The 23,598-nt window shown below is 68.8% G+C and carries 19 protein-coding genes and 1 riboswitch; of the genes, 9 read left to right on the top strand and 10 right to left on the bottom strand.

Going from position 1 to position 23,598, the window contains the following annotated elements:
* Nucleotides 1-146: 146 nt before the first annotated feature.
* Nucleotides 147-343: riboswitch (cobalamin riboswitch) on the top strand.
* Nucleotides 344-475: 132 nt separating this feature from the next.
* The gene (locus MKK52_RS04460) at nt 476-2,584 is read left to right on the top strand and encodes a TonB-dependent receptor (RefSeq protein WP_409564618.1); all 2,109 of its coding nucleotides are present in this window, start codon (nt 476-478) and stop codon (nt 2,582-2,584) included.
* A gap of 9 nt (nt 2,585-2,593) precedes the next feature.
* On the opposite strand, the gene MKK52_RS04455 is transcribed toward MKK52_RS04460, so the two are convergent.
* The 3 genes from MKK52_RS04455 to MKK52_RS04445 form a co-directional block, all read right to left on the bottom strand.
* Complete coding sequence (locus MKK52_RS04455; protein ID WP_243952586.1) at nt 2,594-5,239, bottom strand: glycosyltransferase; 2,646 nt, start codon at nt 5,237-5,239, stop codon at nt 2,594-2,596.
* Between the two features lie 107 nt (nt 5,240-5,346).
* Nucleotides 5,347-7,536 carry a glycosyltransferase gene (locus MKK52_RS04450; protein ID WP_243952585.1) on the bottom strand — a complete coding sequence of 730 codons (2,190 nt, stop codon included), beginning with the start codon at nt 7,534-7,536 and terminating at the stop codon, nt 5,347-5,349.
* 133 nt (nt 7,537-7,669) lie between these two features.
* A complete protein-coding gene (locus MKK52_RS04445; RefSeq protein ID WP_243952584.1) occupies nt 7,670-8,908 on the bottom strand; it encodes a class I SAM-dependent methyltransferase in 1,239 nt (412 codons plus the stop codon).
* A 269-nt stretch (nt 8,909-9,177) separates the two neighbouring features.
* Between MKK52_RS04445 and gmd the strand changes: the two genes are divergently transcribed.
* The 3 genes from gmd to MKK52_RS04430 all read left to right on the top strand — a co-directional run bounded on the left by gmd (nt 9,178) and on the right by MKK52_RS04430 (nt 13,598).
* Nucleotides 9,178-10,161: a GDP-mannose 4,6-dehydratase gene (gene gmd / locus MKK52_RS04440; protein WP_243952583.1), complete on the top strand. Its 984-nt coding sequence runs from the start codon at nt 9,178-9,180 to the stop codon at nt 10,159-10,161.
* A gap of 7 nt (nt 10,162-10,168) precedes the next feature.
* A complete protein-coding gene (locus MKK52_RS04435) occupies nt 10,169-11,149 on the top strand; it encodes an NAD-dependent epimerase/dehydratase family protein (RefSeq protein WP_243952581.1) in 981 nt (326 codons plus the stop codon).
* A 163-nt stretch (nt 11,150-11,312) separates the two neighbouring features.
* On the top strand, nt 11,313-13,598 hold the full coding sequence (locus MKK52_RS04430) for a glycosyltransferase family 4 protein (RefSeq protein WP_243952579.1): 2,286 nt from the start codon (nt 11,313-11,315) through the stop codon (nt 13,596-13,598).
* Here the strand turns inward: MKK52_RS04430 and MKK52_RS04425 are convergent.
* The 6 genes from MKK52_RS04425 to MKK52_RS04400 all read right to left on the bottom strand — a co-directional run bounded on the left by MKK52_RS04425 (nt 13,595) and on the right by MKK52_RS04400 (nt 15,582).
* A complete protein-coding gene (locus tag MKK52_RS04425) occupies nt 13,595-13,876 on the bottom strand; it encodes a hypothetical protein (RefSeq protein WP_243952578.1) in 282 nt (93 codons plus the stop codon). The genes MKK52_RS04430 and MKK52_RS04425 overlap by 4 nt on opposite strands.
* Before the next feature lie 83 nt (nt 13,877-13,959).
* The gene (locus MKK52_RS04420) at nt 13,960-14,226 is read right to left on the bottom strand and encodes a hypothetical protein (RefSeq protein ID WP_243952577.1); all 267 of its coding nucleotides are present in this window, start codon (nt 14,224-14,226) and stop codon (nt 13,960-13,962) included.
* A 110-nt stretch (nt 14,227-14,336) separates the two neighbouring features.
* Complete coding sequence (locus MKK52_RS04415) at nt 14,337-14,522, bottom strand: ribosome modulation factor (RefSeq protein WP_243952576.1); 186 nt, start codon at nt 14,520-14,522, stop codon at nt 14,337-14,339.
* A 49-nt stretch (nt 14,523-14,571) separates the two neighbouring features.
* On the bottom strand, nt 14,572-15,015 hold the full coding sequence (locus MKK52_RS04410; protein ID WP_243952575.1) for a DMT family transporter: 444 nt from the start codon (nt 15,013-15,015) through the stop codon (nt 14,572-14,574).
* Nucleotides 15,016-15,104: 89 nt separating this feature from the next.
* Nucleotides 15,105-15,287 carry a hypothetical protein gene (locus MKK52_RS04405; RefSeq protein ID WP_243952574.1) on the bottom strand — a complete coding sequence of 61 codons (183 nt, stop codon included), beginning with the start codon at nt 15,285-15,287 and terminating at the stop codon, nt 15,105-15,107.
* A gap of 52 nt (nt 15,288-15,339) precedes the next feature.
* Nucleotides 15,340-15,582: a hypothetical protein gene (locus MKK52_RS04400; protein ID WP_243952573.1), complete on the bottom strand. Its 243-nt coding sequence runs from the start codon at nt 15,580-15,582 to the stop codon at nt 15,340-15,342.
* 401 nt (nt 15,583-15,983) lie between these two features.
* Between MKK52_RS04400 and MKK52_RS04395 the strand changes: the two genes are divergently transcribed.
* Nucleotides 15,984-16,796, top strand: a complete 813-nt coding sequence (locus MKK52_RS04395) for a response regulator (protein ID WP_243952572.1) — start codon at nt 15,984-15,986, stop codon at nt 16,794-16,796.
* Nucleotides 16,793-17,944, top strand: a complete 1,152-nt coding sequence (locus MKK52_RS04390; protein WP_243952570.1) for a DUF2336 domain-containing protein — start codon at nt 16,793-16,795, stop codon at nt 17,942-17,944. The genes MKK52_RS04395 and MKK52_RS04390 overlap by 4 nt, the downstream gene beginning before the upstream one ends.
* 198 nt (nt 17,945-18,142) lie before the next feature.
* Here the strand turns inward: MKK52_RS04390 and MKK52_RS04385 are convergent, their stop codons facing one another.
* The gene (locus MKK52_RS04385; protein ID WP_243952568.1) at nt 18,143-18,904 is read right to left on the bottom strand and encodes a GntR family transcriptional regulator; all 762 of its coding nucleotides are present in this window, start codon (nt 18,902-18,904) and stop codon (nt 18,143-18,145) included.
* 200 nt (nt 18,905-19,104) lie between these two features.
* Here MKK52_RS04385 and MKK52_RS04380 point away from each other — a divergent pair, with 200 nt between their 5' ends.
* From MKK52_RS04380 to MKK52_RS04370, 3 genes are all read left to right on the top strand, one after another.
* On the top strand, nt 19,105-20,400 hold the full coding sequence (locus MKK52_RS04380) for an adenylosuccinate lyase family protein (protein WP_279597637.1): 1,296 nt from the start codon (nt 19,105-19,107) through the stop codon (nt 20,398-20,400).
* A 118-nt stretch (nt 20,401-20,518) separates the two neighbouring features.
* Nucleotides 20,519-21,859 (top strand): cation:dicarboxylate symporter family transporter, encoded by a 1,341-nt coding sequence (locus MKK52_RS04375; RefSeq protein ID WP_243952566.1) that lies wholly within the window; start codon nt 20,519-20,521, stop codon nt 21,857-21,859.
* 68 nt (nt 21,860-21,927) lie between these two features.
* Nucleotides 21,928-23,343 (top strand): class II fumarate hydratase, encoded by a 1,416-nt coding sequence (locus MKK52_RS04370; RefSeq protein ID WP_243952565.1) that lies wholly within the window; start codon nt 21,928-21,930, stop codon nt 23,341-23,343.
* The last annotated feature ends 255 nt before the right edge of the window (nt 23,344-23,598 follow it).

Below are 23,598 nucleotides of genomic sequence, written 5' to 3'. Positions count from 1 at the left end.
TCACCTGTCATCCGGACGTCGGTGCGACACCGATACTTCAGAGGAGGCCGACCTCCGCCAGTCACGCCCCCCGCCTCGCCGCGACCGGGAAAGCACAGTGCCCCGGGAAGCGGCGGTGACCGCGTTGACGCCGCCTCCCGCCTCTCCGTAAGCTCGGCTTTGACGGTTCCCCTCGGGGATCAAAAGGGAACGCGGTGCGGGGCGACCCGAATCCGCGGCTGCCCCCGCAACTGTGAGCGGCGAGCCCGGCACCACCACGTCACTGGATGAGTCTCATCCGGGAAGACGGTGCAGGGGCGGCGACCCGCGAGCCAGGAGACCTGCCGTCAGTCGTGGTCACACGCGAAACGCGTCGGGCGGGGTGTCCTGGCGGGTGTCGAAGCGCCGGGCCGTGGGGCCGGGCGCGGAGAGTCCTTCGCGGTGACGTGCCACTGCCGCCCCTGAGGCTCCCGTGATCCGTCCCTCACGCCGATCGTTGCGTGCCGCCCTCGCCGTCTCCGGCCTCGCCGCCCTCCCCGCCCCGGCCGCCGCGCTGGAGGCGACCCTCGACGAGATTTCCGTCACCGCCGAGCCGGCTTCCCCCTCCCCGGCCCCGGCCACGCCCGCCGCGAGCGCCGGCTATGCCGGCGGCACCACCGGCATCGGCGGCCCGCTCCTCACCGTGGATTCCGCCAGCGCCGGCCTCGTGTCGGGCGCTGTGATCAACAGCCGGCCCGTGACCCGCCCCGGCGAGGTGCTGGAGGCGGTGCCGGGCCTGATCGTCACGCAGCATTCCGGCGAGGGCAAAGCCAACCAGTTCTTCCTGCGCGGCTTCAACCTCGACCACGGCACCGACATCGCCCTGTTCCTCGACGGCATGCCGCTCAACATGCGCACCCATGCCCATGGCCAGGGCTACGCCGACATCAACTTCCTGATCCCCGAGCTCGTCGGGGCGGTGGAATTCCACAAGGGCCCGTATTTCGTCCGCGACGGCGATTTCGCCTCCGCCGGCTCGGTGCGGATCGACTATCTCGACAGCACCCCGCAGAACCTCGCGCTCACGTCGATCGGCAGCTTCGGCTACAAGCGGGCGCTGTCCATCGCCTCGGCGCCGCTGGCCGAGGGCCGCCTCCTCGTGGCGGCGGACGCGCAACTCTACGACGGGCCCTGGGCGGTGCCGGATGCGCTGCGCAAGATCAGCACGGTCGCCCGCTACAGCCAGGGCACGGCGCTCGACGGGTTCTCCGTCACCGGCATGGCCTATGCCGCCCGCTGGACCGCCACCAACCAGATCCCCGAACGCGCCGTCGTCTCCGGCCAGCTCGACCGCTACGGCACGCTCAACCCCACCGATGGCGGCGACACCTCGCGGTTCTCCCTCTCCGGCCGGTTCAGCGCGACGGACGACACGGGCGTGACGCGGGCCTCGGCCTACGTGATCCGCTCGCAGCTCAACCTGTTCAACGACTTCACATATTTTCTCAACGACCCGGTCAACGGCGACCAGTTCCACCAGCTCGACCAGCGCATCATCGGCGGCGGCGAGGCGCTGCACATCTTCCAGGGCGACCTGTTCGGGCTGCCGATGGAGAACGAGATCGGGGTCCAGACCCGCACGGATTCGATCCGCGTCGGCCTGTTCAACACGACGAACCGGCAGTTCCGCTCCGGCATCCTCGACGACCGGGTGCTGGAGACGAGCGGGGCGTTCTACTTCGACAACCGCGTGCGCTGGACCGACTGGCTGCGCACCAGCCTCGGCTTCCGCGCGGACGGCTATTACGCCAGCGTCGTCTCGGACACGCCGGCCAATTCGGGCAAGGCGCGGGACGCCATCGTCAACCCGAAGCTCGGCCTCGTGCTCGGGCCATGGTTCGACACCGAACTCTACCTGAACTACGGCGGCGGCTTCCATTCGAACGACGTGCGCGGCGTGACCGCCACGGTCGATCCGACGTCTTCGCTGTTCAACACCACCCGCTCGCCCTTCCTCGTCCCCTCGACGGGCTACGAGATCGGCCTGCGCAACCGGTCCATCGCGGGCCTTGAGACGAGCCTCGCCCTGTTCCGGCTCGATTTCGCCTCCGAGAACCTGTTCCAGGGCGACACCGGCACGACGGAGCCGAGCCGCCCGACCCGCCGCTTCGGCGTGGAATGGACGAACCGCTACGCGGTGACGCCCTGGCTCTCGCTGGAGGGCGACCTGACGATCACCAATGCCCGGTTCTCGGATGTCGACCCGGTGGGCAACCGGGTGCCGGAGGCGCCGACCACCATCGCCTCGGCCGGCATCACCTTCGGCGAGCCGCTGGGCTGGTTCGGATCGCTCCGCTTCCGCTATTTCGGGCCGCGCCCGCTGATCGAGGACAATTCGATCCGCTCGCGCCCGACGGCGCTCCTCAACGGCCGGTTCGGCTACAATTTCGAGAACGGCGTCAGCGTCTCGCTCGACGTGCTGAACCTGACGAACAGCCGGTCCGACCAGATCACCTACGCCTATGTCTCGCGCCTGCCCGGCGAGCCGGCCGAGGGGCTGATCGATCGGGTGTTCCACCCCGTGGAGCCGACCGCCGTGCGTCTGACCATCGCCGGGCGGTTCTGACCGGGCGCCCTAGGGCTGGGGCGTCCGGGCCGGCGGCCCCGACGCCTCGAGATCCGCGCGGAAGATCCGGCGGCTCACATCCGCGATGGCCGGCGGGAAGGTGTCCTTCAGCGATTGGTCCGGGAACAGGCCCCACGCCTCCGCGAACAGGCCGCGATGGAGTTGCGACCACGTGTAGAGCTTGGCGCTGTCGACCCCCGCCTCCCGGGCGAGCTCGAAGGCCAGGGGCATCAGCACCCCGTGCCACGGCACGCGGTAGCGCGACCACGAATTGTGAGCGTTGCCGACGATCCCGATCGGCGCGATCCAGAGGGCTTCGGTCTCGCCGTAGCTTTCCAGGATCTGCTTGGTCGTCGGGATCGACTCGATCAGCGACGAGAACGGCTTGCCCGTGAAGGTGTAGTTGAAGCAGGCCGCCAGGATGTCGGCGCGGAAGACGATCGGATAGATCGCCGTGAACAGGTTGTCGTGTTCCGCCGCGATCGCGTTGACCCGGTACAGGCCGGTCGGTGACGGGTCGGGGGCGAGTTGCACCGGGTCCTTGACGAGCCCTTCGGCCGTATCGGTCGGCCCCAGGGCGACCCGGTGATAGACGCCGAAGTTGACGAAGGCGAACGGCAGATACGGCTTCGTCTCCACCGCCTCCAGGACGGTGTGGAGCGCCTCCGGCAGGATGAAATCGTCGTCGCCCACGATCCAGACATGCTGGGCGCCCGTCAGGGTCGAGCAGACCTGAAGGTTGCCGAGCATGCCGACATTCGCGGCGTTGCGGACGATCCGCAGATGAGGCGCGCCCGCGAAGCCGGCCAAGCGCAGTTCGGTGTCGTCGGTCGAGGCGTTGTCGACGACCGTGAGGGTCACGCGCCCCTTGTAACGGCCGATCTGCGAGAGCAGCCAGCGCACGTTCTCCGCGACGAACGGCCCGCGATTGTAGGTCGAGATGACGATGCCGAGGAGGGGATCCTGCCGGAATTCCGGCGCCCCCTCGGCGGCGATCTGCAGGGCCGCCTCGCGGGCGGCGATCACGCGGCGGCGGCGATGCGCCCGCGCCTTGCCGAGGATGGCCGCGACGATCGCCGCCTCGGCATCCGTTTCCGAACCGATGACGCAATCCGACGGGAGCAGGCCCGGATAAGCGGCCGCGCTCGCCTTGGCGACGAGGCCCTCGAAGGCAGGCCGGTCCGCCACGGCCCAGACATCGGCGCCGAAGACCCGCGCCCGGTCGCCCGCGTCCAGCCCATCCACCGCATCGATGGACCCGGAGAAGACGACGGCCAAGCGGTGGCCGGGGCCCGCCGGTCCCGCAAGGCCCAGCCTGCGATCACCGTCCTTGAGATCGACGAGGCTCCACTCCTCGCCGAGGATCGGCAGGGTCCGGGCCGGGGGGCGGGTCGAGAGGAACGCCCGAAGCGCGCGCGTGGCGTCGTCTTCCTCGCGCCGGACGGTCTCGTCGCGATAGGCCTCCATCGCGCCGAGCAGGTCGTTGCCGTAATCGACCCAGGTCCGGAACGGGCGCTCGGTGATCTCGGAGCGCAGCTGTGCGACGAGGGCGTCGTCCTGCGCGAGGCGTTCGAGGCCGCGCTTCAGCTCGGCCTCGTCGTTGACGTCGAGGAGCAGGCAGCCGCCGCCCCATCCGACCTCGCGCATGGCGCCGAAATCCGCCGTCAGGCAGGGCACGCCGTGGGCGAGGCTTTCGCAAATGGGCAGCCCGAAACCCTCGTCGTTCGACGCGAAGACGCTGAACCGGGCGCGGCTGAACAGATCGGCGACCAGCGCCTGGTCGGCATAGCCGAGATACGTGATGCCGGGATCGCTCTCCACCAGCGCGGTGAAGGCTTCGGCGACCTTCGGGTGGAGGGAGCCGACGACGACCAGTTGCAGCCCGAACCGCTCGTGGAGGCGGGCGTGGCGGAAGGCCCGCAGCACTTCGACTTGCCGTTTGCGCGGCTCGACGGTGCCGAGCAGGACGACGAGGTTGCGCGCGGCGGGATCGGGATGCGCCGGCACCATCCGCGCATCGTCGTTGACCGTCGCGAGGGGCACGGCCGCAATCGTATGGCCGATCCGGACACGGCCCGCATCGTCCAGCTTGAAATGCTCGCTCTCGTAGGCCCTGAGGACCTCCGCAGAATAGTGCGAGATTGGCAAGACCAGATCGACGGTGAGAAGCTCACGGACGTAGCGCTCGTGAAGAAGGCTCCCCGCGCTCTGGTAATCGGGGTTCGTGATGGGGATCAGATCGTAGAAGATCGTCGCGGTCCCGATCCCGTACTCACGGGCCTGGGCGACGATCCGGGCGTAGAACTCCGCGCCGCCCGGGGACAGGTAGGAGATCTCCGGCATCAGCAGCCAGGTTCCGGCCTTGTCCTCGCCCAGGGTCTCATCGAAGCGGTAGCGGCGGCGCTCCGCGAAGGGGTTGATCCGGACGCCCTCGGGCCAGGGACTCGTCCGAAAGAAGTTCGTCAGGTCCCGGGCATTGAAGTAGCGCAGCTGCCCATCGATTGGATCCCATTTGACGAACTCGACATCCGCCATGCCGAGAAGCGCCCGCGCCACCTGAACGGCGACCCGCTGCAGACCGCTGCGGCTCGTGCTCTCGCAGGTATAGGGCGCCAGATAGAGTATCCGGGTCTTGTCCTTCGCAGCCCCTTGCATCGATCGCCCGCCCCTCGCCTGTCCTGGCCCGCCGATGTGATTGCTGAGTGTGATCGGCCAGCCACCCGCCGATCCTCGTCCTTGCTGCACCGCGAACCCGACCGGGATCAATCGACGAGGCTCAACGTCCGAAGGCTTTCGTCCTCCACCGAGAACGAGGGATTGTGATAGACGTCGCTGCCCTGACCTTGGCGGCCATGCCGGCGGCAGAAATACTCGTACTCGCGCCCGCGCTGATCCTGGATGCCCGGCTGCGCGATCAGAGCCTTGATCGACACGGATTCCATGTGCAGCAGGACGACGCTCGGATCGTAGAGGATGCGATAGCCGCTGTTGACGATCCGGATGCACAGGTCGACATCCTGAAAGATCGTCGAAAGCTGGACATCGAAGCCGTTCAACGCCTCGAAGATCGAGCGCCGGAGTAGCATCACGGCACCCGTCACGCAGGACACATCGCGCGGGCTCGTCGCCGTCACGAGATAATCGGCCTCGGGCAGCGTGGCATGCCGCAGCGTATGGCCCGCGGCCCCGTGGTGGCCGAGAAACATCCCGCCATGCTGGACGGTTTCGTCGGGATAGAGGAGCAGCGGGCCGACCGCGCCGAGGGTCGGATCCTCGAACCGGGCGACGATCCTGGCCAGCCAATCCGTCGTGATGGGAACGATGTCGTCGTTCAGCATCAAGAGAAACTCACCGGAACATCCCAGCGCGGCGACGTTACACTGGTCCGAGAAATTGAATTTCTGGTTGTATTCGACGATCCTGACCTGAGGATGCTCCGACCAGACCCGCAAGTTCTCCTTGGCGCGGAGATTGTCGGTGTTGTTCGAGACGATCACGATCTCCTTCACGATCCGGCTGGAGACGCCGACGAGGTTCTCCAGCAATTGCGTGAGAAGGTGAGCCTTGTTCCGCGTGCAGATGATCACGGAGACCGAGGCCTCCGGCACCGGACCGACCGGGGGGGGAGCGGCCACCCGCGAGGCCTGCAGGTCGGCGATGGCCCCGGAGAGATCCGGGGTCCGCAGCACCGGGAAGGCACAATGCACGAACCCGCTCAACTGCCGGCCCGCCGCCAGGATATCGAGAGCGGCCGTGAGCAGCGCATGCGGGTCTTGGGTCCGCGACGGGTGCGCGGCGCGTTTCAGGAGATCCGCGCGGATGGCGAAGCGCGAGAAGACGGCATCGACCTCGCGCAATTGCCCCCTGTTCGCACCGGGCTGCAAGATCGGGACGATCCGATCATCCCTTTCGAAGTAGCTGTCGAACACACAGACCGAGACGCGGTCGTTCAGCCACGCCACGAGGCGCGCGAAGCCCTTCGCGTCGATCGTGTCGCCGGCCTCCATGAGGAGCACGAAGGTCGCGTCCTCGTGCTTCTCCTCGACATGCCGCACGAGGTCGTCGATCGCGCCGTAGGTGAACCGGTCAACGACGTGGGACGTGCAATCGGAGGATGCATCCGCGATGCTCCCCGCCGTTTCGCGCGTCGCGTTACGCTCCGCGCCGGCGCCGTCCGCCCTGATGGCGATCAGGATCTTCCCGAGGCTGGCCCCTCCCGTGCGAGGCGACGCGTCCAGCGTCGGCGCAGGACGACGGGGTGCGGGCTCCCGGCTCCGCATCGTGTGATCGAGGTGGTAGCGCCATGCCGAGAAGTCCTCGGCCGGCAGGGAGTATTTCGCGTCGAGCCGGAACGTGGCCTCACCCGCGCGGCGGCGCCCCTCGGCCTCGCCATGCTCCACGTAGTGAACGAGCGGGTTGCGCTTCGCCGCCGCGACATCGGGATAGGTGTCGAGATACCATCGCGTGTCGAATTGCGCCGAGGGATTGCGGCCTTCCGCGGCGCCGCGTTCGAGGAAATGGATGAGCGGGTTGGCCCTGGATTTCACCACATCCGGGTATGTCGCAAGGTAATACTGCGAATCAAAATACCGTGACGGGCTACGCCCTTCGATCGCGCCATGGGCGACGAAATGGATCAGAGGATTGATCCGCTCCAGGGCGACGTCGGGGTATTTCTGGAGATACCAGGCCACATCGAACAGAGGATGCGGCGAGGCGAGATCGGACAAGGGCGCCGACAGGAAATGCCGCAGGGCGTCTTTCTTGTTCCTGAACGTCACCTGCGTCTTGTTGGAGTAATACTCCAGATCGAAGAGGGCCTGGCAGGCGGCCATCTCGCGGGCTTTCCGCACCTTCCGCAGGGGGAGGCCGAGACCGAAGGCGCGCGTGCGAAGGCCCGTCGCGGCGGCGGCCGTATTCTTGAAGATCTGCAGTACTGGCTTCGCCTTCATCAATTCATCTCGCCCGGATCGTCATGCCTCGGCGCATCCGGTCCCACCGCCGGCTCCTGAAACACCGCGATACGAAGAAGGCGCCGGCCCCCCTCGGACCGGCGCCCTTCCAGGCCTGCGGAGCCGTGCCGCCTCAGACGATCTCGATTTCCGGGAACGGGAAGATGAGCCGCCCGCCCCGGGCGAGGAACTCGGATTCGCGCCGGACGATGCCGTCGCGGAAGTGCCAGGGCAGGACGAGCATGTAATCCGGCTTCATCGCATGCGCCTCGGCCTCCGACACGATCGGGATGCCGGTGCCGGGGGTGAACTTGCCGAACTTGTCGGGGTTGACCTCGGCGATGGCGGGCAGGAGGTCCGGCCCGATGTCGCAGAACTGGAGCACCACGTTGCCCTTGGTGGACGCCCCGTAGCCGAGCACGACCTTGCCGTCGGCCTTGAGCGCCTCCAGCAGCCGGCGCAGGTCCCTGCGATGGCGGAAGGTACGCTCTTCGAACTCGCGATAGGGGCGGGGCGTCGTGAGCCCCATCCGCTCTTCCTGCTCCAGAAGCCACGCCACCACGGCCTCGCTGCCCCGCCGGGGATCGTCCTTGCGGACGGCCGTCACCGCGAAGCTGCCGCCGTTGACCGCGTTCATCTTGACGTCGACGGGACGCAGGCCCGCCTCCGCGAGGATCCGGTTCACGACGCCCAGCGAATAGTATTCGAGATGCTCGTGGCAGACCGTATCGTAGGAGGTCATGCGCAGCATCGAGGGCATGTAGCTCTGCTCGAAGTGCCAGAGGCCGCCCGGCGCCAGGATGCTCTCGATCTCCCGGGCGAAGCTCACCGGGCTTTCGAGATCGTAGAACATCGCGATGGACGTCACGATCTTGGCCGGCGGCGCGCCGGTCGAGCAGTAGTTCTCGGCCGTGAAGAAATCCGGCACGAGGCGGACGTCCGACGGGTAGTATTCCAGGAACTTCTGACCCGAGGGATCGATGCCGATCCGCTTCAATCCGGTGGTCTCGTAGGCCTTGAGCGACGTGCAATCGTTGCTGCCGATGTCGAGCACCGCATCGCCCGGCTTCAGGTCGGCGAAACGCTCCAGCTCCCGGATCTTCACCGTCAGGTGGTTGACCATGCTCTGGTTGAGGCCGGAGCGGTAGCCGTAATTGTCCCCGTACATCTCGCCGAGGTCGTACGAATGAGCGAGTTGCAGGAGCCCCGAATCGGGGCACCAGACAAGGCGCAGCGGCCCTGCGGTGACGGGCTGGGCCTGGTCAGCGGGGAACACACCCGTCAGCGCCTGCTCGCCGAGGTCGAGCACCGTGATGAGCGACTTCGACCCACTGACGCGGCACCTCTCGAGTGCTGTGTAGCTTTCCGCCAATTGGCCCTCCTGCACTCAGAGAGTCAGGGTTCTGAGTATGGATGCCCCTATAGGCCATCCGCGCCGCGGCAGTCTAGGACGCGTATTGATCCAATCCGGCCGCACGGCATCGCCTCGGCTGCTCGGCCGGCATTTGCACGAACCGCGCTCATGCTCTTTGATGCAGGCTCGTGCCCGCTTCGGCGCTGAGATTTTTTTGTCCGGATGACAGCCTTGACCCATCCCCGCAAGGATCGTAGCAGCTTCCGGACCTAGGCATTGGGATTGCGATGAGCAGCAAGCGCGCCCTTATCACGGGCATCACCGGCCAGGACGGGGCCTATTTGGCCCAGCTTCTTCTGCAGAAGGGCTATTCCGTCCACGGCCTCGTCCGCCGATCCAGTCATGCGGGCGTGTTCGACCACCGCCTGAAGTGGCTCGGCTGTGCGGCCGATGTCAGGTTGCATGACGGCAACTTGCTGGACCTGTCGAGCATCCTGCGTCTTGTTCAGGAAGTTCAGCCGGACGAAGTCTACAATCTCGCGGCTCAATCCTTCGTGACGGCCTCCTGGCAGCAGCCGCTTCTGACCGGACAGATCACCGGTCTCGGCGCGGTCAACATCCTGGAGAGCGTCCGCACCATCTGCCCGCAGGCGCGCTTCTACCAAGCGTCCTCCTCGGAGATGTTCGGTCTCATCCAGGAGACGGTGCAGAGCGAGAACACCCCGTTCTACCCGCGCTCGCCCTACGGCGTGGCCAAGCTCTACGCCCACTGGATGACGATCAACTACCGGGAAAGCTTCGGGCTGCATGCCTCGAACGGCATCCTGTTCAACCACGAGAGCCCGCTGCGCGGCGTGGAATTCGTGACCCGCAAGGTCACCGATGGCGTCGCCCGGATCAAGCTCGGGATGGCCAAGGAGCTGCGGCTCGGGAACATCGACGCCAAGCGCGATTGGGGCCACGCCCGCGATTACGTGAAGGCGATGTGGCTGATGCTGCAGCAGGACCAGCCCGACGATTACGTCGTGGCGACGGGGCGGACCACGACGGTGCGCGCGATGTGTGAGATCGCCTTCCGGCATGTCGGCCTGAACATCGACGATCACCTCGTGATCGATCCGGCGCTGTTCCGCCCGGCCGAGGTGGACGTGCTCCTCGGCAACCCCGCCAAGGCGCAGTCGGTGCTCGGCTGGCAGCCCGAGACGCCCCTCGAAGCGATGATCGAGGAGATGGTGACGGCCGATCTCGAGCGGCTGCGCCGAGCAGTCTGATCCCTTCATGGCGGCCGCACCCCTGCGTAAGAGACTTCTCGTCACCGGTGCGGCCGGCTTCGTCGGCCGCCATGCGATGTCAGCCTTCGCCGCCTCGGAGGATTACGACGTCCTGGGAATCGGCCGGGGATCCTTCGACACGCTGCCGCCTGGGGCCTCCTTCTACTCCGTCGATCTCGAAGAGGCCGCCTCTCTTCAGACCCTGATCGCCGGCTTCGGGCCGACGCACATCCTCCACCTCGCGGGGCAGGCCTCGATCGGCTACACGCCGACCGGGCCCCTCGGGACGTGGCGCGCCAACGTGACGGCGCTCATGAACCTCGTCGAGGCGGTCCAGTTCGCCGCGCCGACCGCCACCTTCCTGTTCGTGAGTTCCGGCGAGGTCTATGGCCGCGCCTTCCTGAACCACGAGACGGTGGTGGAGGACATCACCCCCCTCCCCGCCGGGACCTATGCCCGAACCAAGCTCGTGGGCGAGGAGATGTTGTCCGACATCTTCGCCAACAGCGGCGTTCGCTCGATCGTGCTGCGGCCGTTCAACCATACCGGCCCCGGCCAGGACGAGCGCTTCGTCGTCGCGAGCTTCGCGAGCCAGATCGCCCGGATCGAGGCCGGACTCGCCCCGCCTCGGCTCATGGTCGGCAATCTCGACGCGAAGCGAGACTTCCTCGATGCCCGCGACGTGGTGCGGGCCTACGCCTCGGTGATCGCGAACTCCGAGGCCATCGCCCACGGCACCGTCTTCAACGTGGCCAGCGGTGAGCCACGCACGATCGCCGAGATCCTGGCCGAACTGCGCGCCCTCGCCCGCGTCCCCTTCGAGGCGGTGGCGGCGCCGGACCGTCAGCGCCCCTCGGAGATCGCCATCGCGGCCGGGAACGCGCAGAAGCTGCGGGACACCACCGGCTGGGCCCCCGTCATCCCCTGGCGACAGACCCTGACCGATATCCTCAACGCCGCCCGGCAGGCCTGCGCCGCGAGACCGTGAAGGGCTCGCCCAGGCGGCGGAGCGGACCCTGACATGGCGCAGCCCCAGCCCGGCGGAACCTCAGCGGTCGTCTTGCCGGTCGTCTTGCGGGCCGCGTCCGGGAACGGCAGCTGCCTTTGCAACCCGCGGGGGCGTCCCAGGCATGTTGCGCAAGATCGTTTCGTTGAGCGGGGCACGCCGCGCGCGGTCCCGCCGCCAGCGCCTCGACCAACTGATCACCGACTCGGGATTGTTCGACCCGGAATGGTACCTCTGTGCCTATCCCGACGTCGCCGGGTTCCCGGACGGCCCCCTCGCCCACTTCATGCTGTACGGCGCAGCCGAGGGGCGCGCGGCGGGACCGCACTTCGACACGAAGGCCTACCTCGCCGCCAACCCCGACGTGGCCCTCCTCGGGGGCAATCCCCTCGCCCACTACCTCGAACACGGCCTCCGGGAGGGGCGGACGCTGGCTGCGTCCGGGGATAGCTGGCACCCCTCCCCGCGCCCCCACGGTGGGCGGCGCCTCGACATCTTCGACGAGGCGATGATCGCGGCGGCGGCCGGGCCCGGCCTCGATCCGACATTGGGGACCTTCGAGCCGTCCCGGCTGCAGCCCGCGTTGGACGCGGGAATCCGGATCGTGCTCGAACTCCTGCGCCACCGGGATCTGCGCGTGCGCTTCCCGCGCGCGCTGCACGAGGGCCCGGACGGCCCCTTCGCGCGTTTCGCGACGACGGAGGGCCTCGCGCGCCTTGGGCTGAGCCCGGAGCATGCTCCCTGGATCGAGCCCGCCCTCGCGGCGGAGCCGGAGATGCGGGCGCATCATCGTCTCGCGTCCGATGCCGACCTGCGCCGCCGGGAGCCCCTGTTCCTGATGCCCACCGGCGCCTGGATGGCGTGCCGGACGCTGTTCGCCGCCCTGCGGGAGGGGAGCGTGACGCGCGAGGAGATCTGGTGGTTCCTGATCCGGAGCGCGCAGGACGCGCAGGCCGCGCTCTGCGAGACCTGGGCCCTGACGCCGGACTGGCAGGCGGCGGTCCCGGACGGCGGCACCGTCTTCGGCATCCTGCGCCTCGCCGAATGGGTCGCCGAGACCCACGATTGCCACGATCCCGCGATCTTTGCGCAGCGCTTTCCGACGCGGCTGGGCGAGGCCGACCAGGTTCGCCTCGCCTATGGCGCGCGGCCGGACTGGCAGCGGCGTTGTCCGGAGGCGATGACCGACGAGGCAGCCGCCCGCGGCCTCCTCGCCTTCCTGCAAAGCCCCGGCGCCGGTCTGCACGCCCTGCCGCTGGCCTGGCTGGCCGAACGGTCCAGCGAGGCCCTCGCCCGGGAGATCGTGCGGCCCGGCCTCAACGTCATCGGCCATTTCGCCTACCCGTCCGGCCTGCGCATCTCGGTCGAGAACCTCGTCCAGGGCCTCGGCCGCCAGGGCGTCGCGCTGAGCCTGCGCAACGCCCCGACGACGCGGGACACGGACGAGCCGCTTCCCGGCCGCTTCCAGGGGATGGAGGCCCACGACACGACCCTGATCCACCTGCAGCCGGAACCCTACTTCCTGCGCGCGTACCCGCAGGCCGGCCTCCGGCCGCGCCCGGAGCGGACCTACCGGATCGGCTACTGGTACTGGGAATTCGACGCGGTGCCGGAGGCCTGGAACGAGGCGGCCCTGCATTGCGACGAGTTCTGGACCGCGACGGAGTTCGTGGCCGCCGCCCTGCGCCGCCAGTACCGGCAGCCGGTCCACGTCCTTCCCCCGGGGGTCGAGATCGCCCCGTTCACCCCCCTGCCCCGGGCGGCGTTCGGGCTGCGCGACGACGAGTTCGTGTTCGTCTTCGTGTTCCACATGACGAGCGTCATGGACCGGAAGAACCCGTTCGGCCTGATCGAGGCGTTCACCCGGGCGTTCCCCGGCGGGGAGCCGGCCCGTCTCGTGATCAAGACCTCGTTCGGCGAGCGCCATCCCGACGAACTCGCGCGGCTGACGGCGGCGGCGGGAGCGAACGTGACCGTCATCGACCGGACGACCGCGCACGAGGAAACCCTGAGCCTCATGGCGGCGGCCGACGCCTACGTGTCCCTGCACCGCAGCGAGGGCCTTGGCCTCACCATGGCCGAAGCGATGCTCCTCGGCCGCCCGGTCATCGCGACCCGGTATTCGGGGAACCTCGACTTCATGGACGACGGGAACAGCCTGCTGGTCGATTGCGAGCTCGTCACCCTCGACCGGGACATCCCGCCCTACGAGGCCGGAATGCGCTGGGCCGAGCCGGACATCGCCCACGCCGCCCGGTTGATGCGTCGCCTGTTCGACGATCCGGACGCGGCGCGCGCCCTCGGCCTGCGGGCCAAGGCCGATCTAGAGGCGCGGCTGAATGGCGACGTGACCGGGCGGGCGGCGGCCGAGCGCCTGCGGGCCATCGCGACGGCCAGGGCGGCACGGCGCGAGGCGGCGGGCTGCCGCTAGCCGTCCCGGCCGATGACCTCGGCGGCATAGCGGGAGCGGGCGGCGGCGTCCGGCTTCCCGCCGTCGCGGACGCACCACAGGGCGAACGCGTCCGGCTCGATCGGGACACGGACGACCTCGACGCCGCTGCGCTGGACCTCCCGCTCCATCTGCTCGGTCGCGATCCGCCATGTCTCGTAGGCCGGAGGGAGCCGCGCGCCGTCGTCGAGGCTCGCACGAAGCGCGTCGTAATTCTCCGGGGCGTACCACGGCAGGCCGATACGGCGGGGGCGGGTCATCGGGGCTCCGGGCGGAGGGCCTTAACAAGGGCGGTTCCGGCGCTGCCGCCGGCCCTCGGCCGGCGGCAGCAAGAATCCGGCCCTTAACGCCGCTGCATCTCCCGACGCTCCTCCCGGCGCTCCATCCGCTCGTCCCGGCGATCCCGCTCCGGATCGACGCCGAGGACGCCGCCGACCGTGCCGGTCGCGGCCCCGACCGCTCCACCGACGACGCCGCCGATCGGCCCCGCCGCGCGGTTGCCGTCCTCCGCTCCGCGCTGGGCGCCGGGAATGGTGCCCTGGGCCTCCGCGGTCGCGGCGAGCGCGAACGGCGACAGGATGAGGACGGATGCGATCAGGATGCGTTTCATGGGGGTGTCCTTCGAGGCTCGATGAGGCGTCGCACGGCTCCGAAGCCGAGCGCCTCCGTCTCAGGCCAACGTGCGAAGGCCGGGAAGGTCACAGGGACGCGAGCCCGACCTCACGCCGAACCCTCAGCGCGATCCTCCAGGGCCTCGCCGCGGACGGCGGCATCGTAGCCAGCCAGCCAGCGCGCCTGCGCCTCCGTGCCCTCTGCATAGGGGCAGGATTCGCGGGCGATGTGCTTGCCGGGCGCGTAGAAGCCCAGTGCATAATGGTCCAGGTTGTCGTCCGGTGGTTCGGTCATGGCCTTCTCCCAGGGATCGGCAAGACGAGGGCGTCGCGGGGCCGAGCGGTCAGAACAGGGCGACCAGGGCGACGCCGCCCACCATCAGGCACCCGCCGAGGATCCGCCAGAGGCTCGCAGGGTGGCGCTCGAAGCCGACCCACCCGAAATTGTCGAGCAGGATCGAGGTCACCACGCCGGCCGTCACGAGGAGGCCGAGGAACGGCGCCGCGCCGATCTGCCGGGCGACGACGAACTGCGCGAGGATGATGCCGCCGCCGAGGATGCCGCCGAACCACGCCCACCACGGCATCGCGAGCGCCTGGGCCGAGGTCGGCCATGCGAGCTTCCCGGAGAGGACGCCGACGAGGAGGATGCAGGTGGCCGTGCCGGCGACCACGACGAGGCCGGCGGTCAGGGATTCGTCCAATCCCTTCGAGAGCGCGCCGTTCTGTCCGGCCTGGACGGCGTTGGCGACGCCGGCCAGCAGCACGAAGCCGTAGAGGTACCACATGGCCGAGATCTCCTGTCCGATCCTCGACCAAGGCGCCGGAGCCCCCGGAAGTTCGTTCGCGCGGTGGGGCCGCGTCCGGACGCCGCCGCCTATGGCTTGCCCGACCGCGCCTTGAGGGCGTCCCGTTCGAGGCGGGCCGCCTTGAGGCGGGCGGTGTTCTGGTCGGCGGCGCTGACGCTCGGCGCGACGGGCGTCTTCCCGCCGGGGCGATCCTGCGTCTTCGCGAAGGCCGCCTCTGCCTGCATCCGCTCTTTGCTGTAGTTGTCGGCCATATCCCGTTCCTTGGAAGACCCGCTCGCGCTCGGAACCTCGGGCCGGGGACGCTCAGTCCCCCGGCGTCCAATCGATGTTCGGCCGCTGCGCCAGGATCCGGTCGAAGTAGTTCGCCACGGCCTGCGCGCCGTCCGCATGCATCATGGCGACCGGATGGGCGAGGTAGGCGCGGGCCAGATCGAGGGGGATCTCGCCGGATTGGAGCGCGCCCAGCACGGCGTCGATGAAGGCATCGTTGGCGTCGTTGAAGTCGCTCGACAGCTTTTTCCGCTCGTTGAGTGCCTGGATCGGCATCGTACGCGTCATCCTCTGAAGGGCCATTCGGTCGGTCTGCCGGCGTCCGGCGCCCCGATGCCGCCTCCGTACCATGCCTGAGATCGGCTCACCGCCCTCAGTGTGGGGCGCGGCGGAGGGGATTGCAACGCGGCCACGCCGCGTCTCGGGATGCGTGCCGGATCGGCTTTCGTCGAGCACACAACTGCTGTCTGTGTCTGCACGGTATGGATAAATTTAAGATCCGCCGTGTCACCATCGTCGAATTCGGAAACGCGCGCCCGCGCCGACGATCACAGAGCCTCAGCTTTGAAAATCAGCCGGCCGATCCGCGAGAGCGCCCCGATCTCGACCGAACACGGATCTTCCCGACCCCCGCACGCCGCCGCCTCGCATGGACCCTCGGCGATGAAGGTGGCGTCATGAAGATCCTGATCGCGGATGCGGACGAGGAAACGCGCCTGACACTTCTGGAGGCGATCGTCGCCGTTCTTCCGGACGCCTGTGTCCGGGAGGCGACCAACGGCCTCGAATTGCGGCGGGCGATCGCCGAGACCTCGCCGGACATCCTGTTCATCGAGACGATCCTGCCGGGCACGAATGCCGAGATGATCACCACCTGGCGCGCGGGGGCCGGCGCCCACAGCGTGATCGTCCTCGTGGCGGATCTGCTGGCGGCGCGCTGGCCGACGATCGCGCGGCGGCTCAATGCCTACGATGTCCTCCTGAAGCCCCTCGGCCAGCGCAATGTCAGGCATGTGCTGCAGGCCGCCGCCTTCCTGTGCCGGGAGCTGACGCTGCTCTTCGTCGAGCCCGGCTCGAAGACCCGGCAGGTCGCCCAGCAGATCTTCGCCGCCACCTCCTTCCGCTTCCGCGTGATCGAGGCGAAGGACGGCCGCAGCGCCGTGAAGGCGGCCGCGACGCAGGCCATCGACCTCGTGGTCGTCGGCCCGTCCATCCCCGACATGCCGCCCTCGGAGGTCGCCTGCCGGATCGACGCCCACGGAACGGGCGCGCGCATCGTCATGGTGGTCGGACCGAACGAGGACATGTCCGCGTCGAAGCTCTCGCTGTTCGGCGCCAGCACGACCCTGCGCCTTCCCTTCACCGCGACCGACATCGACCGGGCCGTCTACGAGACCTACGGCCTGTGGCAGCCCTATCTCCTGGAAGCGCTGCGGAAGGAGTACGAACGCCACGAGGATGACCTCGCGGCGGCGTCGGCCGCGCGATGAACGCCTCTCCCGGCCGCATGCCGCTGCCGCGTCTCGACCTGCTGGTGCGCGACATCGAAACCGCGATCCTCGGCAAGGACCGCGCCCGCCAATCCGAGCTGGTGCTGCGGTCGGCGGCGGCCCTCACGCGGCATTGGTCGCGGCTGCCGGCCACGGACAAGCCGAGCTTCGATCACCTCCTGGCGAGCCTGCTCGAACAGGTCGACGAGGAGGCCCGCGCGACCTTCGCCCAATGCCTGACGCCGCTCCGGCGGGCGCCCCGGATCACGGCCACCCGCTTGGCCCGCGACCCCTCCCCCGCCGTCTCGGTGCCGCTCCTGGCGCAATGTCCCAGCTTCGACGACGACTGGCTGCTCGACATCCTCCACGGCATCGGGCCGGAGCAACAGGCGGCCGTCGCGCGGCGGCGCAGCCTCGGGCCGGTCGTGGCAGGACTCCTCCTCCAGGGCGGGGAGCCGCGTGTCGTCACGGGGCTGCTCACCAATCCGGGGGCGGTCTTGGCCGCGGACGCGTTGGACAGCCTCCTCCCGGAGGCCGCCCGTTCGCTTCCGCTGCTGCTCGCGCTGGCGAACCGGGCCGACCTGTCCGAAAGCGGCCGCGCCACCCTGGCGGCCCTCGCGCGGCAGGCGGCGGCGCAGGCCCTGACCGAGGAGGGGGAGTTCAGCGGCGGGGAAGCCGACACGCTCCTGGACCATGTCGCGCGGACCTTCCGCACGCTGGTGTGCGCCGCGCATCTCGACCGCCACGCCGCCTCGGCGGCCGTCGCGGCCAAGGCGCCGGGGCCGAAACCCACCCGCTCCTCGACGCTCGCGGAGTGGCTCGCGCGCCGACGCCTCGAAGACGTGCTGGCGACCCTGGCGCGGGATGTGGATGTACCGGTCGGCGTGCTGATCGCCTGCCACGCCGCGCCGACGCCTCATGCCCTCACGATGATCCTGCGGGGGCTCGGCCACCCGTGGTCGCTCCTGAAGGCGCTGCTGCAGGCGGCCGCCGGCGGCCCGGTCTCCCCCGAATGCCTCGGCGTCGCCCATCGCCTGCATTTCGAAATCGCACCGCGGACGGCCCGCATGGTCGCCCGCTCCGCGTCGATCCCGGCGGGGACGGGCGCCTTCCTCGCCGCCGCGGCGAGCGATGACGGAGGGGTGTGAGGAGCGACCTGACCGGAGACGTGAACCGGACGTTCCGCGATGCGCCCATCTCGGTCACGCAGCCATCACTCACCGTTGCTCCGAAGCGGACGTCGCGGCGGTCACGTTTGTACAACTGCGAGGCAACTCTCATCGCCCTAGCAAGGCCTCATCAGGAAAGTCCGTTCGCTTGAAGAGCCGATGTCTCCGCTTGCGAAGCTACCGCGCCTCGGATCGCGCTACATCGTTCGCGTCGATCATCCGGCGCATGCGCTGCGAGACGGAAAACCGGCCCGCTGGGTGGAGGGTCGATGAGATCTCCATGACCTTGCCCGCTTGGTCCAGGTAGTGCCGGACGATCCGGAGCGCGGGGCTCCCGGACTGGGCGCCGAGCGTCGCGGCCTGCGCGGGGGGTAGGGCGACGGCATCCACGTCCTGCCGGATCTCGGCGCAGCTTCGGCCGTGCCGTTGTTCGATCAGGGTGATGACCAGAAGGTGCGGTGCCGCGCGGACGATCTCGCCGAGATCGGCATAGGCCGGGTCGACGTACACGTCCGTCCAGCCGACCGGGGCGCTGCCCGGCCTGCCGTCCAGGCGCAGGCTGGAGATCCGGAACCATCGCGTTCCCGGCGCGCACCCGAGTTCCGCCGCGAGGCCGGCATCGGCCGTCACCGGGCCGGTCGCCTGGACCTCGCGGACATGGGCCTCGCCGAACTGGACGAGGTCCTCCAGGGAGGCCAGCGCCTGCCGGTATCCGCTGGTCGGGGCGGTGGCCTCGACCCGCGTCCCAGCCTTCTTGTTGCGCGAGACCAGCCCCTGCTCCTGCAACTGCCGAATGGCGGTGCGCACCGTGTGCCGGCTCGTCCCGTAATGCGCGCAGAGATCGAGCTCCGTCGGCAGCAACGAACCGACCGGGAAACGCCCCGAGCTGATCCCCGCCGTCAGGTCCTGCGCCACCTGCGCCCAGAGCGTCTCACCCATCGCACCGTTCCATCCGCCGGTCCTCCGCTTACGCCATGCCGATTGACATAATGTCCGGACATGACATACCGTTATTAATGTCCGAACATAAAAGATACGGGCGCGTTCGCCAGGAGGAAACCGTGGGCCGCCAGCTCCCCCCAACCGCCACCACCGCCCTCGATTCCCTCTTGTTCCGCGACGCCTTCGGCACGCCCGCCATGCGGGCGGTGTTCTCCGACCACGCTCTGATCCAGCGCTACATCGAGGCCGAGATCGCCCTGGCGAAAGCCGAGGCGGCCTGCGGCGTCATCCCGGCCGAGGCCGCCGAGGTCATCGCCGCGCAATGTGACTTCGACGCCCTCGACTTCGATCTGCTGCGCCGGGAGACGGACAACGTCGGCTACCCGATCCTCCCGCTCGTGCATCAGCTCGTGCACCAATGCGGCGAGGCCGGCCGCTACGTCCACTGGGGCGCCACCACCCAGGACATCATGGACACGGCCAACGCCCTCCAGATCCGGGCCGGGCTGGAGATCGTGGAGGCCGACATCGCCGAACTCCGCACGATCCTGGCGGACCTGTCGCGGCGCTACCGCGACACGCCGATGGCCGGGCGCACCCACCTCCAGCAGGCCCTGCCCGTCACCTTCGGCTACAAGACCGCGATCTGGCTCGCCATGTTCGACCGCCACGCCGAGCGCCTGGAGCAGCTGAAGCCTCGCGTGCTGGTCGGTGAGTTCGCCGGTGCGGCGGGCACGCTGGCCTCGCTCGGCGGGGACGGTCTGGCGGTGCAGGAGGCGTTCTGCCGGGAGTTGGGTCTCGGCCAGCCCGCCTCGACCTGGCACGTGGCCCGCGACGGGTTCGCGGAGACGCTCAACCTGCTGGCGCTGATCACCGGCTCGCTCGGCAAGATCGCGCTCGACATCATGATCATGGCCTCGACCGAGTTCGCGGAGGTCTATGAGCCCTTCGTCACCGGGCGAGGCGCCTCCTCGACCATGCCGCAGAAGCGCAACCCGATCTCCTCGGAGCTCATGCTCGCCGCCTCCAAGGGCGTCCGCCAGCATGCCGGGCTGATGCTCGACGCGATGGTCCAGGACTTCGAGCGGGCCACCGGCCCCTGGCACGCCGAGTGGATGGCCCTGCCGGAGAGCTTCGTGCTCACCGCCGGCGCCCTGCACCAAGCGAAGTTCGCTCTCGGCGGCCTGATCGTCGACGAGGCGCGCATGCGCGACAATCTCGGGATCAGCCGTGGCCTGATCGTCGCCGAGGCTGTGATGATGGCGCTCGCCCCCCATACCGGCCGCCAGCAGGCCCACGACCTCGTCTACGCCGCCTGCCGCGTCGTCAACGAGAAGGGCGGCACCCTGGCCGAGGCGCTGGCGCAGGTGCCCGAGGTCACGGCGCATTTCGACCGCGCCGCCATCGAACGCCTGACCGACCCGGCCCACTACCTGGGGGCCGCCCCCGCAATGGTCGACCGCGTCCTGGCCTCAGTCCCCCGCGGCGCTTGAGCCACGTCCGTTTCCCCACCGAGATCCTGCCCCACCCGCTGACCGCACCGAACCGTCGGGACCGCCCGCCTGACGACAACGAGAGTGCGCAGCCGCCCGAACCTGCCCGGAGGAAGCCATGCCCACCGCCAGCACCGACCCGCACGTCGTCCCCAGTTCGACGCCCTTGGTCCCCATGAAGAAGAAAAAGTCGCTCTGGACCAATCTCGGCTTCCAGATCGTCGTCGCGATGCTGCTCGGCGCCGCCACCGGCTTCCTCGTTCCCGAGGTCGCCGTCCCGCTCAAGATCCTCGGCGACATCTTCCTGCGGCTGATCAAGACCGCCGTCGCCCCGCTGGTCTTCCTGTGCGTCGTCGTCGGCGTGACGTCGGCGGGTGACTTCAAGCGGGTGGGCAAGGTCGGCCTGATCGCGATGCTCTACTTCGAGATCGTCTCGACCCTCGCGCTCGGCGTCGGCCTCCTCGCGGGCAACCTGCTCGGGGTCGGCCAGGGCATGGCGGACGCGACCCGCGCCAACCTCGCCCAGGGCAAGGCGCCCACCGGCGCCGCCGCCCCGCACTCGACGCTCGACTTCATCCTCAACGTCTTCCCCGACAACTTCATCGGCGCCTTCGCCAAAGGCGAACTCCTGCAGGTGCTGGTCATCGCCCTGATCTTCGGGGCGGCGCTGCTCCACCTCCCGGTCGAGAAGCGCGCGCCCATCGAGGCGGGCCTGAACAAGATTTCGGACGCCTTCTTCGAGTTCATCCACCTCATCATGCTGACGGCGCCCATCGGGACGTTCGGGGCCGTGGCCTTCGCGGTCGGATCGAGCGGCACCAACGTGCTCCTGTCGCTGCTCTACCTGATCCTGAGCTTCTACGCGGTGGTCGCTGTCTTCATCGTCGTGGTCCTCGGGACGATCTCGGCTATCTTCAAGATCAACCTGTTCCAGTTCCTGAACTTCATCCGCGAGGAGATCTACATCGTGCTCGGCACCGCTTCCTCGGAAAGCGTGCTGCCCCGCCTCCTCGAGAAGCTGCCGACCTACGGCTGCTCGCGCCAGTCGGTCGGACTCGTCCTGCCCACCGGCTACGCGTTCAACCTCGACGGCACCTCGATCTACATGTCGATGGGCGTGATCTTCCTGGCCAACGCCTACCATGTGCCCCTCGACCTCGGTCAGCAGCTCGGCATCCTGGCGATCATGCTGCTGACCTCGAAGGGCGCGGCGACGGTGTCGGGCGGCAGCTTCGTGGTCTTCGCCGCAACGGTGGCGGCGACTGGCGTGCTGCCGCTGGAGGGCCTGCCGATCCTGTTCGGCGTCTACCGCTTCATGTCCATCGCCATCGCCACGACGAACGTCATCGGCAATAGCGTGGCCACCGTTGTCACCGCCAAGCTCGCCGGGGAGTTCGACGCCAGCATGGCCCATGACGCGATGGCCCGCCTGCGTGCGGAGCGCGCAGCGGCGGCGTGACCCGCCCCATCACCCCGATGCGGGGCGCTTGCGTTAGGGATTCCCGGATCCAGACGAGGACAACGCCGATGAGCGAGCCTGCGAACGTTCGAACCGAACACGACGCCTTCGGTCCCGTCGAGATCCCGGCCGACCGCTACTGGGGGGCCCAGACGCAGCGCGCCCTCGGTATCTTCCAGATCGGCGAGGAACGCTTCCCGACCTGCCTCGTGCGCGCCTTCGGCCTCCAGAAGCTGGCGGCGGCCCGCGCCAACCGCCGTCTCGGGACCCTCGACGAGCCCCTCGCCAGGGCCATCGAGGCGGCGGCCCGGGAGGTCTGGGAGGGGCGCTTCGACGGGCATTTCCCGCTGCCGGTCTGGCAGACCGGCTCGGGCACCCAGACCAACATGAACGCGAACGAGGTCATCGCCAACCGGGCCAACGAGATCCTGGGGCAGCCTTTGGGCACGCGCCGGCCGGTCCACCCCAACGACCACGTCAACCGGTCGCAATCCTCGAACGACAGCTTCCCGACCGTGATGCACCTGAGTGCCGGGCTGGAACTGCGCGACCGGCTGCTGCCGGCGCTGGGGCGGCTGCGTGACACCCTCGCCGCCAAGGCAGACGGGTTCAAGGACGTCGTGAAGATCGGCCGGACGCATCTCATGGACGCCGTGCCCATGACGATGGGACAGACCTTCGACGCCTTCGCGCGTCAGGTCGGCCATGGGATCGAGCGGATCGAGGCCACGGCACCGCGGCTCCATCGACTCGCCCAGGGCGGTACCGCCGTGGGGTCGGGCCTCAACGCCCCGGCCGGGTTCGACGCGGCCTTCTGCGAGGAGGTCGCGGACCTCACCGGGCTGCCGGTCACGCCCAATCCGAGCAAGTTCGAGGGGATGGGCGCCCACGACGCTCTCGTCGAGGTTTCGGGCTCGCTCAACGTGCTGGCGGTGTCCCTCATCAAGATCGCCAACGACATCCGCCTGCTCGGCTCGGGGCCGCGCTGCGGCCTCGGCGAACTCGTGATCCCCGACGACGGACTGTCGTCCTCGATCATGCCCGGCAAGCGCAACCCGACCATCGCCGAGGCCCTGATCCAGGCCGCCTTTCAGGTCGTCGGCAACCATGCGACGATCACGGCGGCCGGTGCGTCCGGGACGTTCGAGTTGAACGTTGCCAAGCCTGTCCTGATCCACAACCTGCTGCAGTCGATTCGGCTTCTGGCGGACGCCGCGCACGTCTTCGCCGAGAAGTTGGTGCGGGACCTCGACGTCGACCGGGCCCGGCTCGCCGAGAACGTCGCGAACGCGCTGCTGCTCGCGACGGCGCTCAATCCCACGCTCGGCTACGACCGCGTCGCGGCCATCACCCGCAAGGCCATGGCCGAGGGGCTGACTCCACGCGCTGCGGCGGTCGCCCTGGGCGACATGACCGCGGACGAGTATGACCGCATCGTAGACCCGGCCGCGATGACCTCATCCGCCCCTTCCCAGGAATACTGAGAGTTCAGGTCTCAGTCATTCCGAACATCTTCGATGATGTCTCCCGGCCACGGTCCGTTGGCCGCTTCGCGTCCGAAACGGACGAACGACTTTTGGATCACGATCATGCAGTCCCGTCGGTCGCCAGCCGCTCAGATCCATGAAATCCAAGGTGTCTCCTCGCATTGATGCCGATTGCGCAACAATCGATCCAAAAATGACGTTGGACACGAAAACAGTCCTTTGCCACCCATTCCGTTGAACGAAGGCTGCCGT

Origin of the sequence: Methylobacterium sp. J-067 (assembly GCF_022829465.1) — a bacterium.
Classification (GTDB): domain Bacteria; phylum Pseudomonadota; class Alphaproteobacteria; order Rhizobiales; family Beijerinckiaceae; genus Methylobacterium; species Methylobacterium litchii.
The sequence above is the reverse complement of the archived record's forward strand: the minus strand, read 5'-3'. Positions and strand labels throughout refer to the sequence as shown.